Origin of the sequence: Hufsiella arboris, from assembly GCF_009834875.1 — a bacterium.
Classification (GTDB): domain Bacteria; phylum Bacteroidota; class Bacteroidia; order Sphingobacteriales; family Sphingobacteriaceae; genus Hufsiella_A; species Hufsiella_A arboris.
The window spans coordinates 108963-124792 of sequence record NZ_WVHT01000006.1 but is presented as its reverse complement, the minus strand read 5'-3'; the positions used below and the strand labels follow the sequence as shown (position 1 = coordinate 124792).

General features: G+C 40.8%; 21 protein-coding genes. 20 read left to right on the top strand and 1 reads right to left on the bottom strand.

The genetic code is table 11. The annotated features are described in order from the left end of the window. Window positions 1–109: 109 nt before the first annotated feature. On the bottom strand, window positions 110–1882 hold the full coding sequence (locus GS399_RS13680; protein WP_160845212.1) for a HEPN domain-containing protein: 1773 nt from the start codon (window positions 1880–1882) through the stop codon (window positions 110–112). Between the two features lie 153 nt (window positions 1883–2035). Here GS399_RS13680 and GS399_RS13675 point away from each other — a divergent pair, with 153 nt between their 5' ends. The 20 genes from GS399_RS13675 to GS399_RS13580 all read left to right on the top strand — a co-directional run bounded on the left by GS399_RS13675 (window position 2036) and on the right by GS399_RS13580 (window position 15828). Then, window positions 2036–2461, top strand: coding sequence for a helix-turn-helix domain-containing protein (locus GS399_RS13675; protein WP_160845211.1), 426 nt, complete (start codon window positions 2036–2038; stop codon window positions 2459–2461). Between the two features lie 3 nt (window positions 2462–2464). Continuing rightward, entirely contained in the window at window positions 2465–2734 is a 270-nt protein-coding gene (locus tag GS399_RS13670) for a hypothetical protein (RefSeq protein ID WP_160845210.1), read from the top strand. A 251-nt stretch (window positions 2735–2985) separates the two neighbouring features. Then, a complete protein-coding gene (locus tag GS399_RS13665; RefSeq protein ID WP_160845209.1) occupies window positions 2986–3552 on the top strand; it encodes a GNAT family N-acetyltransferase in 567 nt (188 codons plus the stop codon). A gap of 143 nt (window positions 3553–3695) precedes the next feature. Next, the gene (locus tag GS399_RS13660; RefSeq protein ID WP_237487949.1) at window positions 3696–4481 is read left to right on the top strand and encodes a helix-turn-helix transcriptional regulator; all 786 of its coding nucleotides are present in this window, start codon (window positions 3696–3698) and stop codon (window positions 4479–4481) included. A gap of 126 nt (window positions 4482–4607) precedes the next feature. After that, window positions 4608–5285, top strand: coding sequence for a hypothetical protein (locus GS399_RS13655; protein WP_160845207.1), 678 nt, complete (start codon window positions 4608–4610; stop codon window positions 5283–5285). A gap of 200 nt (window positions 5286–5485) precedes the next feature. Continuing rightward, a complete protein-coding gene (locus GS399_RS13650; RefSeq protein ID WP_160845206.1) occupies window positions 5486–5767 on the top strand; it encodes a hypothetical protein in 282 nt (93 codons plus the stop codon). A 274-nt stretch (window positions 5768–6041) separates the two neighbouring features. Continuing rightward, entirely contained in the window at window positions 6042–6581 is a 540-nt protein-coding gene (locus GS399_RS13645) for a DUF8464 domain-containing protein (RefSeq protein ID WP_160845205.1), read from the top strand. After that, window positions 6550–6825 (top strand): hypothetical protein, encoded by a 276-nt coding sequence (locus GS399_RS13640; protein WP_158993882.1) that lies wholly within the window; start codon window positions 6550–6552, stop codon window positions 6823–6825. The genes GS399_RS13645 and GS399_RS13640 overlap by 32 nt, the downstream gene beginning before the upstream one ends. 30 nt (window positions 6826–6855) lie before the next feature. Continuing rightward, a complete protein-coding gene (locus tag GS399_RS13635) occupies window positions 6856–7827 on the top strand; it encodes a DUF8464 domain-containing protein (RefSeq protein ID WP_160845204.1) in 972 nt (323 codons plus the stop codon). Between the two features lie 295 nt (window positions 7828–8122). Then, window positions 8123–8419, top strand: coding sequence for a hypothetical protein (locus GS399_RS13630; protein WP_160845203.1), 297 nt, complete (start codon window positions 8123–8125; stop codon window positions 8417–8419). Window positions 8420–8601: 182 nt separating this feature from the next. After that, window positions 8602–9201 (top strand): hypothetical protein, encoded by a 600-nt coding sequence (locus GS399_RS13625; RefSeq protein ID WP_160845202.1) that lies wholly within the window; start codon window positions 8602–8604, stop codon window positions 9199–9201. 189 nt (window positions 9202–9390) lie between these two features. Further along, entirely contained in the window at window positions 9391–9810 is a 420-nt protein-coding gene (locus tag GS399_RS13620) for a plasmid mobilization protein (protein WP_160845201.1), read from the top strand. A gap of 1 nt (window position 9811) precedes the next feature. Continuing rightward, window positions 9812–11023 (top strand): relaxase/mobilization nuclease domain-containing protein, encoded by a 1212-nt coding sequence (locus GS399_RS13615; protein ID WP_160845200.1) that lies wholly within the window; start codon window positions 9812–9814, stop codon window positions 11021–11023. Between the two features lie 17 nt (window positions 11024–11040). Beyond that, window positions 11041–11676, top strand: coding sequence for a ParA family protein (locus tag GS399_RS13610; RefSeq protein ID WP_160845199.1), 636 nt, complete (start codon window positions 11041–11043; stop codon window positions 11674–11676). Next, a complete protein-coding gene (locus GS399_RS13605) occupies window positions 11673–12062 on the top strand; it encodes a hypothetical protein (RefSeq protein WP_160845198.1) in 390 nt (129 codons plus the stop codon). Before GS399_RS13610 ends, GS399_RS13605 begins: the two co-directional genes overlap by 4 nt. Then, on the top strand, window positions 12059–12406 hold the full coding sequence (locus GS399_RS13600) for a hypothetical protein (RefSeq protein WP_160845197.1): 348 nt from the start codon (window positions 12059–12061) through the stop codon (window positions 12404–12406). Before GS399_RS13605 ends, GS399_RS13600 begins: the two co-directional genes overlap by 4 nt. Window position 12407: 1 nt before the next feature. Further along, entirely contained in the window at window positions 12408–12737 is a 330-nt protein-coding gene (locus GS399_RS13595; RefSeq protein ID WP_160845196.1) for a DUF4134 family protein, read from the top strand. Window positions 12738–12780: 43 nt separating this feature from the next. Beyond that, a complete protein-coding gene (locus tag GS399_RS13590) occupies window positions 12781–13095 on the top strand; it encodes a DUF4134 domain-containing protein (protein WP_160845195.1) in 315 nt (104 codons plus the stop codon). Beyond that, complete coding sequence (locus tag GS399_RS13585; protein WP_160845194.1) at window positions 13092–13397, top strand: DUF4133 domain-containing protein; 306 nt, start codon at window positions 13092–13094, stop codon at window positions 13395–13397. Before GS399_RS13590 ends, GS399_RS13585 begins: the two co-directional genes overlap by 4 nt. Continuing rightward, window positions 13369–15828: a TraG family conjugative transposon ATPase gene (locus GS399_RS13580; protein ID WP_160845193.1), complete on the top strand. Its 2460-nt coding sequence runs from the start codon at window positions 13369–13371 to the stop codon at window positions 15826–15828. Before GS399_RS13585 ends, GS399_RS13580 begins: the two co-directional genes overlap by 29 nt. Window positions 15829–15830 lie beyond the last annotated feature (2 nt).

The following is a 15830-nucleotide window of genomic DNA, read 5'->3' as shown; positions in this document are numbered from 1 at the left end:
ACTAATTTGTTTTTTAGTGGGGATTCCAATCTGACCGGAGGCAGGCTCCAATAATAATAGCGGATGTTTCAAAAGGCTTTGGGGAGAGCAGTTGAGTGTAAAGACCCGCTTATGTCGTCGTTAGCGCCGGTCTCAAATCATTTTGAACTTGGGCAAATTCGTGTGCGGAATTTATTAAGTGTCCAAGCTTACTAAAACTTATAACGTCGGCCTCAGTAACAAAAGAATTGACTTGATCATAAAGATCAATAACGTCTTGTTTATCGACTTTAAAATCAGTTCTATAACGGCTTGATGAGTAACTGTCCTTTAATAGCTTGAATAGACGGTTATCTTCATTGACAGAACATTTTAGTAGGATTTTCAACCCTGGTTTAAAACATTCTACCAAATCGAGTAACCGGCCAATATTATGTACCTCACATCGATAATCGATGTGTAATCGAATTGATTGTAAACAAGCCTGCTCTGTGGCTTGATGTAAAAAAAACAAGGCATTGTTGAAGTAACCAGCCTCTAAGCAGTTTTTTGCAGCTAATAAAAAACCTTCTGCCGTTTCTTTTCGAACTTTGTAAACCTTTTCAGCTGAATTTAAAACAGCTATATGATCAATTTCGGGAATAACAAGTTTGTCATACTCTGATTCTCCTTTTTTGTATAATAATATTCCCTTGCGGAGAATATTATTGTAAAATGTTTTGCCACTGTTCATTGCGGCAAAAATGTACTCCCAACTTTGAGCGACAATTGTTATCTGCCCCCCGGAAAAATTTGCATTTGCATATTCTTGCATTTCATTCATTAGTTGAATTCCGGCGTTTGGTAAAATCACCACCAAAAACATATGGACGGACTCTTTTTTGGACGGTCTTAAAAAGCAGCCAGTTGTTGATTTACTGTGGTGAATATTACCAAAGTTGTAAATCACTTGAGGCGCGTATTTTTTAATAAATTCGGCTAAAAAGTAATCCAATGTTTTTGAATAATTTGAAGTTGCTTCATCTCCTAAAATTTCAAATTGTGAAATCTCATTTTTAGATGTTTCATCGTCGTTACAAATGGTATTATCAGGCAATGCCTCATGGACTGATTGATTTAAAAAAACAATTGTTTCATCAAGTAGCAGATTGAAATGATCAAAAATTTGTTCCGCTCGTTTTTGTAGAAGGTATGCTCGATGAAATAATAACGGGATGTAGGACTCATTTACCTGGTAATTATGTTTGTATCGAACGGAAGAATATGACTCATTTAGAGTTTTAAGAATATCTCTTTCCTCGTCTGAATTTTCTGGAAATAATAAATGAAGGTGCGGATGAAACGGAGCGATTAACTCTTGATGTGTTCTTAAATTATGTGTTTTCTTTTCTTTAGCAAGCAAAGCTAACTCAAGTGTGCGAAATGTTAATTCAATAAATTGGTGAAGCATATAAACTGTTAAGCCATCATTTTTTCTCTCGCTGAAAAAATTGGCTCCATCAATAAAGCCTTTCGTCTTTCTAACTCCTTCCTCAAAATTTGACTTAGCTGCCGTTTTCCATTTTACGAAATCTTCAGAAGAAAATGTAGGCTTATTGACACATCCTGATCGATTATAGATAAGATTAACATCGTTACAAAAAAAATGGAATAGTAAGTTGCCATTTTTTAGTTGATTTAAAAATTCCTCAAAATGAACGAAATTGTAAGAAAACTTATCACTATCACCGGTAGCCATTTTTACAAATGGCTCCAGCTCCGTAAATTTTTTATCACAAGCAGGATTTATTATTATAATAAGATAATAACTGTCATTACTTAGGTTTTGAATGCAGTAAATTTTTTCGACCGATATATTTTCGGCGATATCATTTCCAATTGTTTTTAAGTCTATCGTTCCCATAATGGTTCAAAAGACGTCTACAACGAGTTTCTATCCTATTCTGAAAATGATTACTTTAGAAAAAAAAACGACTATTTTATTCTGACTCCACTGGTAAGTGCTTTTAGCTTACAATGCTATTTTTTTTACCTTTGTTAAAAAAGACTTATAGAAATGAATTCATCAGCCGAGAAGCCCAATCAAATTCACCAAGGCAGAAACGTGAAACGTTTCCGCGAAATGCTCGGTATAAAGCAAGAGGCGTTGGCTTTTGAATTGGGCGAAGAATGGAGTCAGAAAAGAGTATCATTATTGGAACAGAAAGAAGTAATTGAAGATGATATTCTTCAACAAGTCGCAAAAATCCTCAAAGTACCTGTAGAAGCAATCAAAAATTTTGACGAACAAGCAGCCGTCACCTACTTTAATACATTTAATGATAATAGTGTTAATCAAGGCGCAGTAGGATCGCAAAATTACCATTGCTCATTCAATCCGATTGAAAAATGGTTGGAAGTTATCGAGGAAAATAAAAAGCTTTACGAAAGACTATTAGCAAGTGAAAGAGAAAAGATAGATATGTTAAAAAGTAAACTTTAAAACATGGAAACATTATTTGTACAACCGAAATCCTACAGCGATAGAATGCAGGAATTTGTTACTGATCCAGAAATTAAAAAAATGGAAGACAAGTATGAACCTTACCTCGAAATACACGAAATGGAAGATGTTCTTGAGGGATGTGATATTATTCAGTCGTCGCCAGGCGAGGCTGTTACAGGAAAATTAATTTGGAAATCTAACTATGATCTTCCATTAGATTTGAAAAAGGATATCATTGCTCTTTACAATAAACATTTTGAAAACGAATAATCTTCGTTTCTGCAACTAATTCAAGATAATTCAACATAGCTTGAATACCTATTATCTTAAGGCCCGCCCAGGGCATTTAAAAATCGCACTCTTTAGCGAATCGTCATAATAACGTAATATCCTTAACTATATTAATTAATAAGCAACATTATCAGTCTAATGTTGCGTAATGGTATTTAATCACGTATTATTTTTTACGTTGAGTTAATATATATTACGCCTATTAATTTACCCATAATCGTTATCATAATATGAAGAGAGCAGATTATTCAGACAAGACAATCGTTATTGAAATTTTATCACAATCATTTTACGACAATCAAAGCGTAAATTATATAATAAACCATCAGAGAAATAAAAATGAAATAGCCGCCTTGATGGAATACTCCTTCGAGCAATGTTACTTATTTGGAGATGTTTTTCTATCGGATGATCAAAAAGCCTGCGCTTTAATTTTATATCCTCAAAAGAAGCACTTCAGTATAAAAGCGGTTTGGTTAGATATTAAATTAATTTTTAAAGCTATTGGAATATTAAAGGTTTTAAAAGCTTTAAATAGGGAAAGTGCCATAAAAAAACTTCACCCCAAAATAGACATGGCATATCTTTGGTTTATAGGAGTTTTACCTGGCTGGCAGCACAAAGGAATCGGAAGTAAGTTGCTTTCTGACTTGATTGAAGTAAAATCAACCGAGAATTTGCCAATATTTTTGGAAACGTCAACCATCAATAATATTCCATGGTACAAAAAATTTGGATTCGAAGTTTACGCTGAATTAGAATTAGGATATAAACTCTATTTTCTAAAAGTAGACTAATATATAAATGTATGTTAGTCTTTGGCACTCAAATTCATATAGTCACGTTCATCTTCATACTGTTGGAAGCCGGAATGTTCTTATTTCAGCTTTTTTACTATTTATTTCGACCTCAGGACAAGAATAGATTGCTTTATCTAATTTTGCTAATACTTTTACTTTTTTATAATATTACTGGCGGACTTTTCCCCGATCCTAAAATCAAAATACCTATTTCAGTTCAGGAAATGGTGGCATACGGAAGTGGATTTCTTATGGCTTCGTACTTTCCGTTTTATTTTTATAAAGCTTTCGATTTACAAACTTTACGATGGCATGCACTTTTTGGCGTACCCCTATTTTTAATAGGTCCTTATATAATATTTTTTGTATTGGTTTATGCCATCAACGGAAATTTAAATTTTGATATTAAATACGGAATGATTGCGCCGTTAATTTATGCAATCGTCTTACTTTACGTAATGTATCAGGCAATCAGGAGAAAGCATATCTCTGACCGAACCAATCACAAGTATTTTGAAGAGATTTCGATGTATTGCGCTATAACTCCATGGATTTCTTTAGCATTATTTGGCATAGTTGAAACCAATCAATTAGTCGAGGTACTATGTACAAACACAGGGATAATATGCATAACCGTACTTTTTATTTTTCGGTCTATAAAGAATGCCAGGGCAGAGTACGAGCGACTTGTTTCAATTGAAAGTTTTAAGCCTAAAAACGAATTGTTTGAGGAATTGTGTAGGTTTTACAAACTGACTAACCGTGAAATCGAAATTGTGCTGCTAATCCGGCAAGGCTGTACATATCGTCAAATTTCTGAAAAACTGTTTATTGCAAGTAAAACTGTCGAAAACCATATTCAAAATATTTACGAAAAAACGAATGTAAAAAACAAGGTTTCGCTATTGCATAAGTTATTTAACTAAAAATCACAAGGTAGTGGTTTTCACCTATTGTTTAAAAATGAGGGAAATTACCTATTGAATTGATTTTTAGGGTCACGGATATTTGAAGGTTCAGATGTGTGACAATAAAAATTAGTGGAATGGAATATGCGAAACAAGAGTTTTAATGTCTATCCATATGCATGGCTGGACGAAGTAATTGAAATAACATTAAATCCGGAAAAAACAAAAGTGGCTGATCTGCAATCCCAGCAGCTTGAAATAATTGAAAGTAAATTTGACCAGGAACTGCAGGAGGTACTAAAGGATTTAAAAACGAATACCTTTTACCTTTTTTCTTTCAAAAAGATAAAAGCCGTGGTAACACAATATTATGACTCATTGATGCTACTGGAACACCAGGCTGTGCAAAACCTGTCAGCCTACCCGGATGATCACCCATTGGCTGCAACCGGCGAAAATATAGTTCTATACATTAGGGACATGGGGTTGGCCTTTAAAAAGCGCTATGGCAAATATATAGTGGAAACAACTAACGCTCCCAATAATACACCTCCACGGCCTGGATTGATTTCTAAAATATTATGCAAGCTCAGCGCAGACCAGATCGGTATTATACTTAAAGCTGCCGACGATACCAAAGTGGTTATAGCCAGTTCGCTAAGTTTGGTTTTCCGAACCATAGTTCCATATCTGTCCACTGACAAAATAAAAAATATTTCTTGGGACAGTATGCGCAAAAGCACTTATCGTATCGAGCAAACCGATAAGGATGCCGCAATAGCGACCCTTGAAAAACTCATCATACAAATTAGAAATTACTGACCGTCTCCTATTTTCATTTTAAAGCCTCCCATCCCTGGGAGGCTTTTTTTTGTCTGTTCAATATATCTTAAAAACCCAATTGGTATAATTTACTGATAATCAACTGGGTGCAAGGGCGCAATTCTGGGCGCAACAAAATTTTGCGCTTTTTGAGCGTTCAAAATACCGAGTTATTTGCTCCCATAATCACCAAAGGGATAATGATAAAACAGGCTGAATTGACACGTATTTTTCTCGAATCTGTTACTGGTGGCACCGCTAAAGCGCTATCAGAAACAAGCTCTCAAAATGCGATGGTCAGTAAAGCGGAAGCCTACCGGCTGTATGGCCGCTCACAGGTTGACCGCTGGATTTCCGAAGGCTTATTCAAACCTTTAAAAGGCCAAATCTATATCTCAAAATCGGGGATTGACCGCGAAAAACTGGAATCTATTGCAGCGGCCAGTAATCGCGGAACCTATCTGCCAGTTTCGGACAGATAAACTTTCGCCCGCTTCGGCGGGCAGGTTAACGAACGTTTTTTGACATCATGGGATGAAGCATTACCCGGCATTGTGCCGGGAATCAGGAAGCAGCTACAGCAACCCGTGCTATGCAAAAGCACAGGCGGGACTGGACAACAGCGAACCCTGGGCAGCCCGTTTGGGCATGGTCTGTACAGGCCAACGCACGTAATCCCGGATTTTTCATCAACCGGTAAAAGTGAATTATTTGGGTTCGTTACCCATTGCCGGTTCCCATTTAGATAATAATACGATGAATACAACGAACAAGCAAAACCGTAATTGTCGGAAAAGAAAGCCGACTAAACTGCCTTATTATCATGTTCAACAAACGCTTCCATTGGGCGAAACACCAGCTGTTCGCGCAAGTCTGCGAACTGAGGGACTATTGGAATTGGTAACCGCTGACCTTCGGGAGGTTTACTATTATAAAGTAGACCAAAATAAAAAGCGTAAGGACTTTTGCGCAGTTGGCTGGCCAAACGAAAATGGTGGATGGGAAATCAGGCATCCCAATTTCACAGGTTGTCTTGGCCCCAAAGGAATGACCTTTATTTCTGGTGAAGCTGGCCACCTCGTTATTTTCGAGGACTTTACCGCTTACCTCTACTGGCGATATTTTAATAAGCAGTATTACCCCAACATCCTGATCCTGAATTATCCTGAATTTTTAAGCGCAGCAAAAATAAGAGCGCTCAAGTTCAACTCAGTAACGGTATGCTTCAACCAGGAACAAATAACGCTCATTAAATCTTCTGGCGATGGATTTGACCCTATCAACGCAGCAGCTTAAACTTATAATCCGGGAAGCTGCCGAAATGGGCGCGATCCAGGCGCTAACCAAAGTAGGTAAACTGAAACCCTACCTCAAAAAGTCGGAAGCATTCCGAAAATACGGGCGGGCCAATATCGAAAATTGGGCTGAAAAAGGAATACTAACTATACGCAAAGACGGGGATCATTCCGCCGTTTGGCGCATTGATAGGCTGGAAGTAGCGGCGATAGCCAAATCAATCGAACTTTTACGCTATCTGTAAGATTAGATCCATTTACAAATTGCAAAACAAATGAATACATTAATTAACTACAATGCGCAGGAAATCAGGGAACAGGTGTCCCCGGTTGACTTTTTGGCCCGGTTGGGCTATCACCCGGCCTACAAATCCGGCAAAGAACTTTTTTATTTGAGTATGCTGCGTGAAGAACGCACACCCTCTTTTTGTGTTGATGACAAACTCGGTGTTTGGTACGATTGGGGTGGCGCTAATCCATCGGGCATTAAAGGCGGCAACGTGATTGACCTTGCGCTGGCCTATTGGTACCCACTCGGTTTCAGAGACGTATTAGAGAGAATAAATGAAACCTGTAATATAGAACCAGGAGCAGCACCCTCTATAAGCCGCGAAAACTTTAGGCCAAGAAAAGCAACCAAAATACCTAATTATAAGATTTCAGAAGTAAGGGATCTTGGTAATAATCCAGCCATTACAAACTACCTGCAATCCAGGGCCATATGGCCGGTTGCTCATCAGCACTTAAAGGAGGTTTATTATTACATCGAGGATGAGAAAAAACTCCGCAAATACTTTTTTTCGGCAGGCTGGAAAAATGAGAATGGTGGTTGGGAAGTCAACAATCCTTACTTTAAAGGATGCCTCGGCCCGAAGGGATTAACCATAATTCCCGGTGACTCTGCTCGGCTGGCCTTGTTTGAAGGAATGATCGATTACCTCAGCTGGAAGTTTGAACAACGGGATGACGGTGAAACAGTCATTTTATTAAATGGGGTAACATTTATCGAAGCGGCCATCAAACGGGCTTCAGATTTTAATGATAGAACCATATTTTTTGATAATGATGATGCCGGTGAAGATGCAAGCCGGACTTTTCTAAATGCCTATCCGCTGACCCATAACAGCGCCTCAAATTATGCCGGTTTCAAGGATTATAATCAAAGGCTGGTATCCGAACTGGATAACCTCTACCGCCTACCTTCTGCTGATACCAGTAACCTGGTAAAGACCGGCCTGCGCAGGTAATTCCTTTAGCTATATATACGGATATACCAATATACAGCTAACTGGATAGACAGTAAGTTATATAAACGCTTAGCTGTTTATACAGCTATAGGAATATCTCTTTAGTTATATATCCACTTAATTATATATTCAACTATCCGAATATTTATATAAATAACTATTCAGCTAATCAGCTATCGGTATAAATAGCTAAACAGCTATGTGCTTATTTATATCGTCCGATAGACCTTTATTGGCATAGCTACCTATACCGCTATCTGCATAGTTACCTATTCATATTTAAACATTAACACTTATGGAAATCACCATCACCTGGACAAAAATCATTGTCGTTACACTCACTTATTTTTCCGGCCGATACCTTTATTATTCTTTCCTTAAATGGTATTCAGGCAGTTATGCGCCCTTTGACCCAACAGAATTTTATGAAACGTCCTCTTATTCGGAAGGCTGGAAGATGGGACATCTGCACGGTAGTCACAAATTGCGGATCAAATGCGAAAAATACCGCAGGCAAATTGCGGAACTGAAGGAGAAGCATAGAATCTCAGATATAAAGGTCAAATCCTTAGAGGACAAATTGCTTGATTGATGTCCTTAATACTTTTCTTTTTGCTGGCCAGCTTTCCTTAACCATTTAGTTTTTTAGTATGCAAAGGTATTGCGTTTTGCCTTTTTGACCCGTCAAGGGTATATAAACCGTGATTGCATCACGGCCCTTGACAGGTCAGGCAAACGCTTTTCATACCTGCATAAAAAAACTAAATGTATGTTATGGAAAATCTGATTTTAAGCCCACAATCGCAAAACGTAATTACGGATTATATCAACAAAAGCTGCCTTGTGCCTTATGAAAAACATCTTTTAAACGAGATGCTCGAAGCGGTAGAACAAAATAACCAAGCTAAACTGGACTGGTTTAATAGCTTTGGAAATGATTTGAGGCACATGACCATGAATGTTTATGCCTATCGTAAAGGACTGGAATTTGGCTTTACGGAAATAGGTTTTGATAAAAACGGCTGGTTTATTCAACCAAAATTCCTGGAACGGGAGGATATTATATTAGGGAATCCCGACAGGTTCAGCGAACACAGTATTCTTTATTTAGGCCGGGGACAAAACCCTATATGGACTTATACCCTGGATTATAATTATGGGATGGCTGGCGGCGGGTCGCGTATCTCCGTTTACGATAAACAATTCAACAGCCGTCAGGAGGCCTTAACAGCAGGCTTAAATGACCTAAAGGCTAAAATGACCGCCGTCATCGGCCATACCGACACCACCAATTTTAAGCAAAGTGTTATCCTGCTAACCCTGAATGCGATTAAACAAGCACAAATAAATTCAGTACAATTGGCCCTGTTTTAACAGGGCTTTTTTTTTGCCAGCGCCTGAATATAGCCGCATATACATATAGCCCTTTATACAGCCCCCCGTTTGTTTTACAAGCGGCAAGTTGTGTTTTTGTGTCACAAAAACTTACTTGCCCATTGCCGCAAAGCGGCATGGGATGGGAAAACCTGCGCAACTTGGTTTTCCTTTTAAAAAAATAAGCCGATGGATCAACCCCGCAAGCCTTTTAAGAAATCGGGACGACCCGAATTACAGCAGGGAAAAAAGGAACGCTTTATCCGGGCGAGGCTGACCGAGGATGAATACAACAAGCTTGTTGCTTTGGAAAAGGAACTCGGTATGAACCATACCGACCTGATCCGGCACCGCCTGTTAGGCAGCCAGCATAAACAACTGGTTAACGCCCGCGAAGTTTTAAATCGGCTGGATGTAATGGGCGCAGAATTAGGCCGGGCGGGAAATAACATTAACCAGCTGGCCAGGCATGCAAATATCCTTAACAAGCGGGGGCGGCTTGATGAGATGGTGGTAAAGGAGTTTAACCTGCTTTTCCGGGAATATGCCCGAATCCGTAACGATACCGAAAAATCGCTCCGGCAAATTATACGTCTAATCCGGGGCTGATATGATAGTAAAATTTTTAAGGCCTGCATCTTCGTTTAAGGGTGTCGGCTACAGTTTTGCCAAAATACTGCTGGACAAAGGTGAATTGATGGAGGTAAAGAATTTCGGCGCATTATCCGGACTTTCTAACCCACGCGCAGAGGATTATGTCAATTACCTGGAGGCTGTAACCGATAAGAATAAACGCATTGTTTACCCACAGCTGCATGTTACCATTTCAACGAAAAGCAGGGATCACAGCAAATCGGAGTTAACTGGTATTGCCGAAAAATGGTTAGAGGGAATGGGTTATGGCAGCAACCCTTATTTGATAATTTTTCATAAGGACACTCAAAATAACCACGTACATCTCGTATCCACCCGCATCGGCAGGGACGGCAAAAAGGTTAAGGATAGTTACGAAAGAATTAAGGGCTATCAGGTATTAAATCAAGTTATAGGCCTGGACGAAAATTTGCAGGCCCAAAAAGATAAGAACAATGCTTTAACGTACAACTTCAGTTCAAGAGCGCAGTTCATGATGTTGCTTGAAATAAAAGGATATACCCTAAATCTAAAAGATGGTATTTATCAAATCTTCAAGTTCGGTAAAAAACTGGATAGCCTGCCCGTTGAAAAAGTTGATGAACGCATTGCGGATTACCAGCAAAATAAAAAGCGATTAGAGCAATTGCGAGCCATCATTGAAAAATACCGGCCTGATTTTAACCCTGAACTTTTTCCTGAAACAAGTAAACTGGCAGGAGGCGGCGAAGGAAAAACGACCGGCTATAATTCCGAACTGGCCGGAATGCTGCAAAGAAATTTTGGCCTTCAAATCTTCTTTCATGCAAAAGACGGTAAACAACCTTATGGATATACAGTAATTGACCATGCAAAAAAAGCCGTGTATAAAGGCGGCGACCTGATGCCATTAGCCGAGTTTATCAAACCGGCACCTGAACAAGCCAATCATGTCACCATCAATAAACCTGTGGAGATAGCCGAATTCCCTGAATCCGAAGATTTTGAATCCCCTCAAATTAACGGCGACGAATCGGAGAATTGGTATGCTGATGACATAGAAAATTATCACACCGAATTTACAGGATTTCAAGCCCCAGGCATATACCTCCCGCCATTGCGAATTGATATATCCGATGATATCGATGACGAGCAGATCAATGGCAGGAACCGCAAAAGAAAACGCAAGGCAAGAACCAATACACGATAACCCTTAAAACTTATTTTATGATCATTCTTATAGGCAACCAAAAAGGTGGCGCAGGAAAAAGTACGCTCACGCTGCTCCTGGCCAACTACCTCACCACTGTTCATCAGCACCCGGTTACCATACTGGACATGGATTACCAGCAATCTATCGCGGCCAAAGCAGAAAAAGCAAAAATACTGGAGAACGAACCACTTTATGACGTGGTGCCAACCGACCTGAAACAATTCCCGGATCTGCTACAGGTTATCAGCAAAAAGAAAAAGGATATAGCCATTTTAGACATGCCGGGCAAAATGGATGACGACGGCCTGATCCCTGCAATCGCGGCAGCTGACTTTATCATATGTCCTTTTGCCTATGACGAGTTTACGGTGGACTCAACTATCCTTTTTGCCATGGTGGTGCGTCGAATCAATAACCGCGCTCCAACGATATTTATTCCTAACCGTATTAAACAAACAGTTAAATATGAAACCCAGGCCGAGGTGGAAAAAGTGATACGTCAATTTGGCCCCATCATTCCAAGCCTTCCTGACCGGATCGACTTTCAGCGCATCAGCACTTTTCAAACCCCATTGATCCTGTATCCGGTCGTGTTGCCTACGCTCAATTGTATCTATGAACAATACCTGTTTAAAAAGGAGGCCCTATGACTAAAATACGATCATTAGCCGACGAACTGAGGGAAAAAATGCGCCAGCAACCCGGTATCGAAGAACCCGAAACGGCGAAACAAAGTCAACCAAATGCTAACAATCAGGATAAACCCGTCAGGAAGAAAGCTGGTAAACCGCCCCCCGAAAAACCATCAGTAGAGCTGGAAATCTTATTTGCAGAACTGACCGCCTACGAATTAACCGGAAATGAAAAACTATTGATCCGGTTGGATGGCCGCACAGTCTTTATGCTCAAGCAACTTAAAGTGACCAAGAGTATCGACATGAACAAGTTGATCGCCTACAGCCTCGACAGCTTTTTTAAAGAGCGTCCCGAATTAATTAATTACATCAAAGCATCCCTGCAAACCATTGAATTATGAACTGGAACCATTTTATACTATTGCTCATTGGCATTTACCTGGGCTATTACGCCATCAATATTTTGGCCGACCTATACCTTAAACAGAAAACCCACGGCAGAGAAGCTGATCAGGATATCCTTTTTTTCTCCGAGGATTCCCAGCCCGAAATTATTGTCTACGATGACGAGCCTGAGCAGGCGGTAAACAGTGCGACGGCACCTCAGCAGGAATCTTTTGCCCAGGAAACTGCGCCCGCCTATCCATCACCTGTATTAGAATCAACAGGTGCGGTCAGCTTAAAAGAGCTGATCAAAGTTGCACAGGCAGGTCTGCTGCAATACACCAAGGCAATACCATATTGAAATGAGAAATCAATCATTGATTTTAAAGACAGCATCCGCTGTCTTTTTTTTTGCCTTCACATTTAAGGCGTACGCCCAAAACCCGCCCGGCATCGATGATTTTAACCAGGCTACACAGCAACTCCATAGTGTGTATTTCAGCCTTTCAGATCTCGTGCTGGTTATCGGCGCGCTAACTGGCATCCTCGGCGGTTTGCGGGTCTACACCAACTGGCAGATTAGAGGCCATCGGCACCATCACCCGATTGATGCCCAGGTTATCGGCTGGTTCGGTTCCTGCCTGTTTTTGATACTCGCAGGCATCTTCATCAAAGCCCTTTACGGGATTTAACAATCCATCATTTTTTTATTCACCCTTTTATTTTTTAAGTTTTATGACAGTAAAAAACAAGAAACTGTTAGCAGTAGCTGCGTCCGTAACTTTTGCAGCACAAGGCGCATTCGCGCAAACCGGAGGTGGTACAACAGGCATCAATGCCGCCACTTCATCCCTTACCAGTTATGTAGACCCTGTTTCGACACTTTGTCTCGCCATCGGTGCCGTGGTCGGTATTATCGGCGGCGTCCGGGTTTACATCAAGTGGAACTCAGGGGATCAGGATATCAACAAGGAGATCATGGGCTGGGGCGGATCTTGCCTTTTCCTGGTGTTGGTTTCTGTAGTCATCAAGGCCTTTTTCGGGGTATGATGCGCAAGTACGCAATTTATAAGGGGCTTCAAAAGCCCCTTATTTATCGAGGCTTCAAAGGCAAATTCATCGCCTGGGGAATCAGCTCACTGGTTATTGGATTGGTTTCAGGTGGCTTAACTGGCGCACTAACCAGCATGTATTTAGGCGGTGCCGTTACCATCATCACCATTGCAGGCGGACTCTTTTACACTTTCCAAAAACAGAAAGGGGGCCTCCACTCCAAGTCACGCCACAAAGGCGTTTTTGTTCACCCCGTCAATTTTCAATCCCATGGCATCCCATCAGAAAAACTCCTTTGAACTGCCGTATGCGGGTATAGACCAACATAACGGGTTAAGCTTGTTATATGGCCTGCGCGGCGATTACTCAGTTATTTTTAAAATTCAAAATCCCGTACTGCAATATGCAGCCGACCCGGACGGCTATAACAGTTATCACGGCCTGCTGCTTAATCTCGTTAAAATCTTAGGCGAAGGTTATATCATCCAAAAGCAGGACGTTTTTTGCCGGAAACAATACAAAGGGAAGCCCGCTGCCGAATTTTTGCAGGAGAAATATCACGAGCACTTCGAGGGACGCGAATACACCGCTATTTATACTTACCTCATTATTACCCGGCAGATTAAGCGAAATGCTTTTTATGTTTTCGATCTAAAAGCACTTAATGAATTCAAACAGTCGGTGCTTAAAACAAACGACCTGTTATCTGGCGCAGGTCTGCAGCCGACCCTATTAGAAGAAAAAGACATTCAGCAATATGTCAAACGGATATTGGGTATGTCGTTTTCCAGTGACCTGATCACGCTCGATAATTTGCTTTCACTTGACCAGGAACTCAAAATGGGTGGCCGCACAATTCGAAGTATCAGCCTGATCGATACCGACCTAATAGAACTGCCGGAGCAAGTCGCTACCTATACTGAAAAGCAGGAAGGCCAAACCAAAAGTACGCTTCCGGTAGATAATTTTAGTTTCCTGCACACGGTGCCCAGCTATGACTGCATCATCTTTAATCAGGTTCTGGAGATTCCGCATCAAAGGGTAACGCTGAATAAACTGGAATTGAAACGCAAACGACACGCCGGTGTACCCGACCCAGCTAATAATCTATGCGTCGAAGACATCGATCAGTTATTGGCCGATGTAGCCAGGGATAACCAGCTACTGGTGAATGCCCATTTTAATATTATGGTCTGCGCCCAGGATGACCGGATAAGCCGGGCAGCAAATTATATTGAGGCCGCCCTGTTTCAGCAAGGAATTATCCCCTCCAAAAACGCCTACAACCAAATGGAACTTTACCGGTCTGTTTTACCGGGTAATGCAGTCGAATTACAGAAATACGACTGGTTCCTGACCACCTCTGATGCAGCCCTTTGCTTTTTTTTCAAGGAAGCCCTGCTGACCGATGACCCGTCCGATTTTTTGGTAAGGTTCACTGACCGGCAGGGCATTCCAGTAGCCATTGACCCATCAGATCTGCCGATGCGACAAAACAGGATAAGCGCAAGAAACCGCTTTTGTTTAGGTCCGAGCGGTTCGGGTAAATCGTACTTTATCAATTCCCTGACCGAGCAATACCTACTGTATAACATGGACGTGGTGATCGTGGACACCGGGCATTCTTATTCAGGCCTGTGCAGTTATTACAACGGCAAGTACATCACCTATACCGACAAGAAGCCCATTACGATGAATCCCTTCCAGATCACGGAAGCGGAATACAATATCGAGAAAAAGGACTTTTTGGTTACCCTTATCAGCCTGTTATGGAAAGGTGCCGAGGGTAGTATTTCCTCAGTAGAAAGGGATGTGATTTCCAATGTGATCAGTGCTTATTACAGCTATGGTTTTGGAGAAGCAGATTACCCGTTTTGTTTTAATACCTTTTATGATTTTGCCCTAACCAAAATACCTCAGATCAAGCAGGAAGAACGCATTCCGTTTGATGTGGACGAGTTTCGTTATGTACTCAAAAAATTTTCCAAAGGTGGCGAATTCCAAAGCATACTTAATGAAGCGGCAGACCAGTCCCTGTTTACCGAGCGGTTTATTGTCTTTGAAATAGATTCCATAAAAGAAAACCGCATTTTATTCCCCATTGTCACGCTCATTATTATGGATGTGTTCATCCAGAAAATGCGATACCGTTCTGATCACCGCAAGTGCCTGATCGTAGAGGAAGCATGGAAAGCCATTGCGTCGCCATTGATGGCAGGTTATCTATTGTACTTGTACAAGACCGTTCGTAAGTTTTGGGGCGAAGCAATAGTGGTTACCCAGGAACTCGGTGACATTTTAGGGAACGCGGTAGTAAAGGATAGTATACTGAGTAATTCGGATACCATCATGTTGCTTGACCAATCCCGGTTTAAGGACAACTACCAGGAGATCGCCAAACTGTTATCCATGTCTGAAACAGAACAAAAGAAAATCTTTACCATCAACCAGCTGGATAACAAGGACGGCCGGGGAAAATTCAAAGAGGTTTATATCCGCAGGGGAAATACAGGCGAGGTTTATGGTGTAGAGGTATCCATCTTCCAGTATTTGACCTATACAACCGAAAAGCCGGAGAAAAGTGCGGTAGAAAAATACGTAGCCATTTTCCATGATTATCCCGCAGCATTAACCGCCTTTGTAAATGACCTGCAAACATCAGGTCTGAAGCTGGAAGCTTTTGTGAAACAAGTGAATAAGCACGGGCCGCTATCTCAAAATGCGGCTTAACC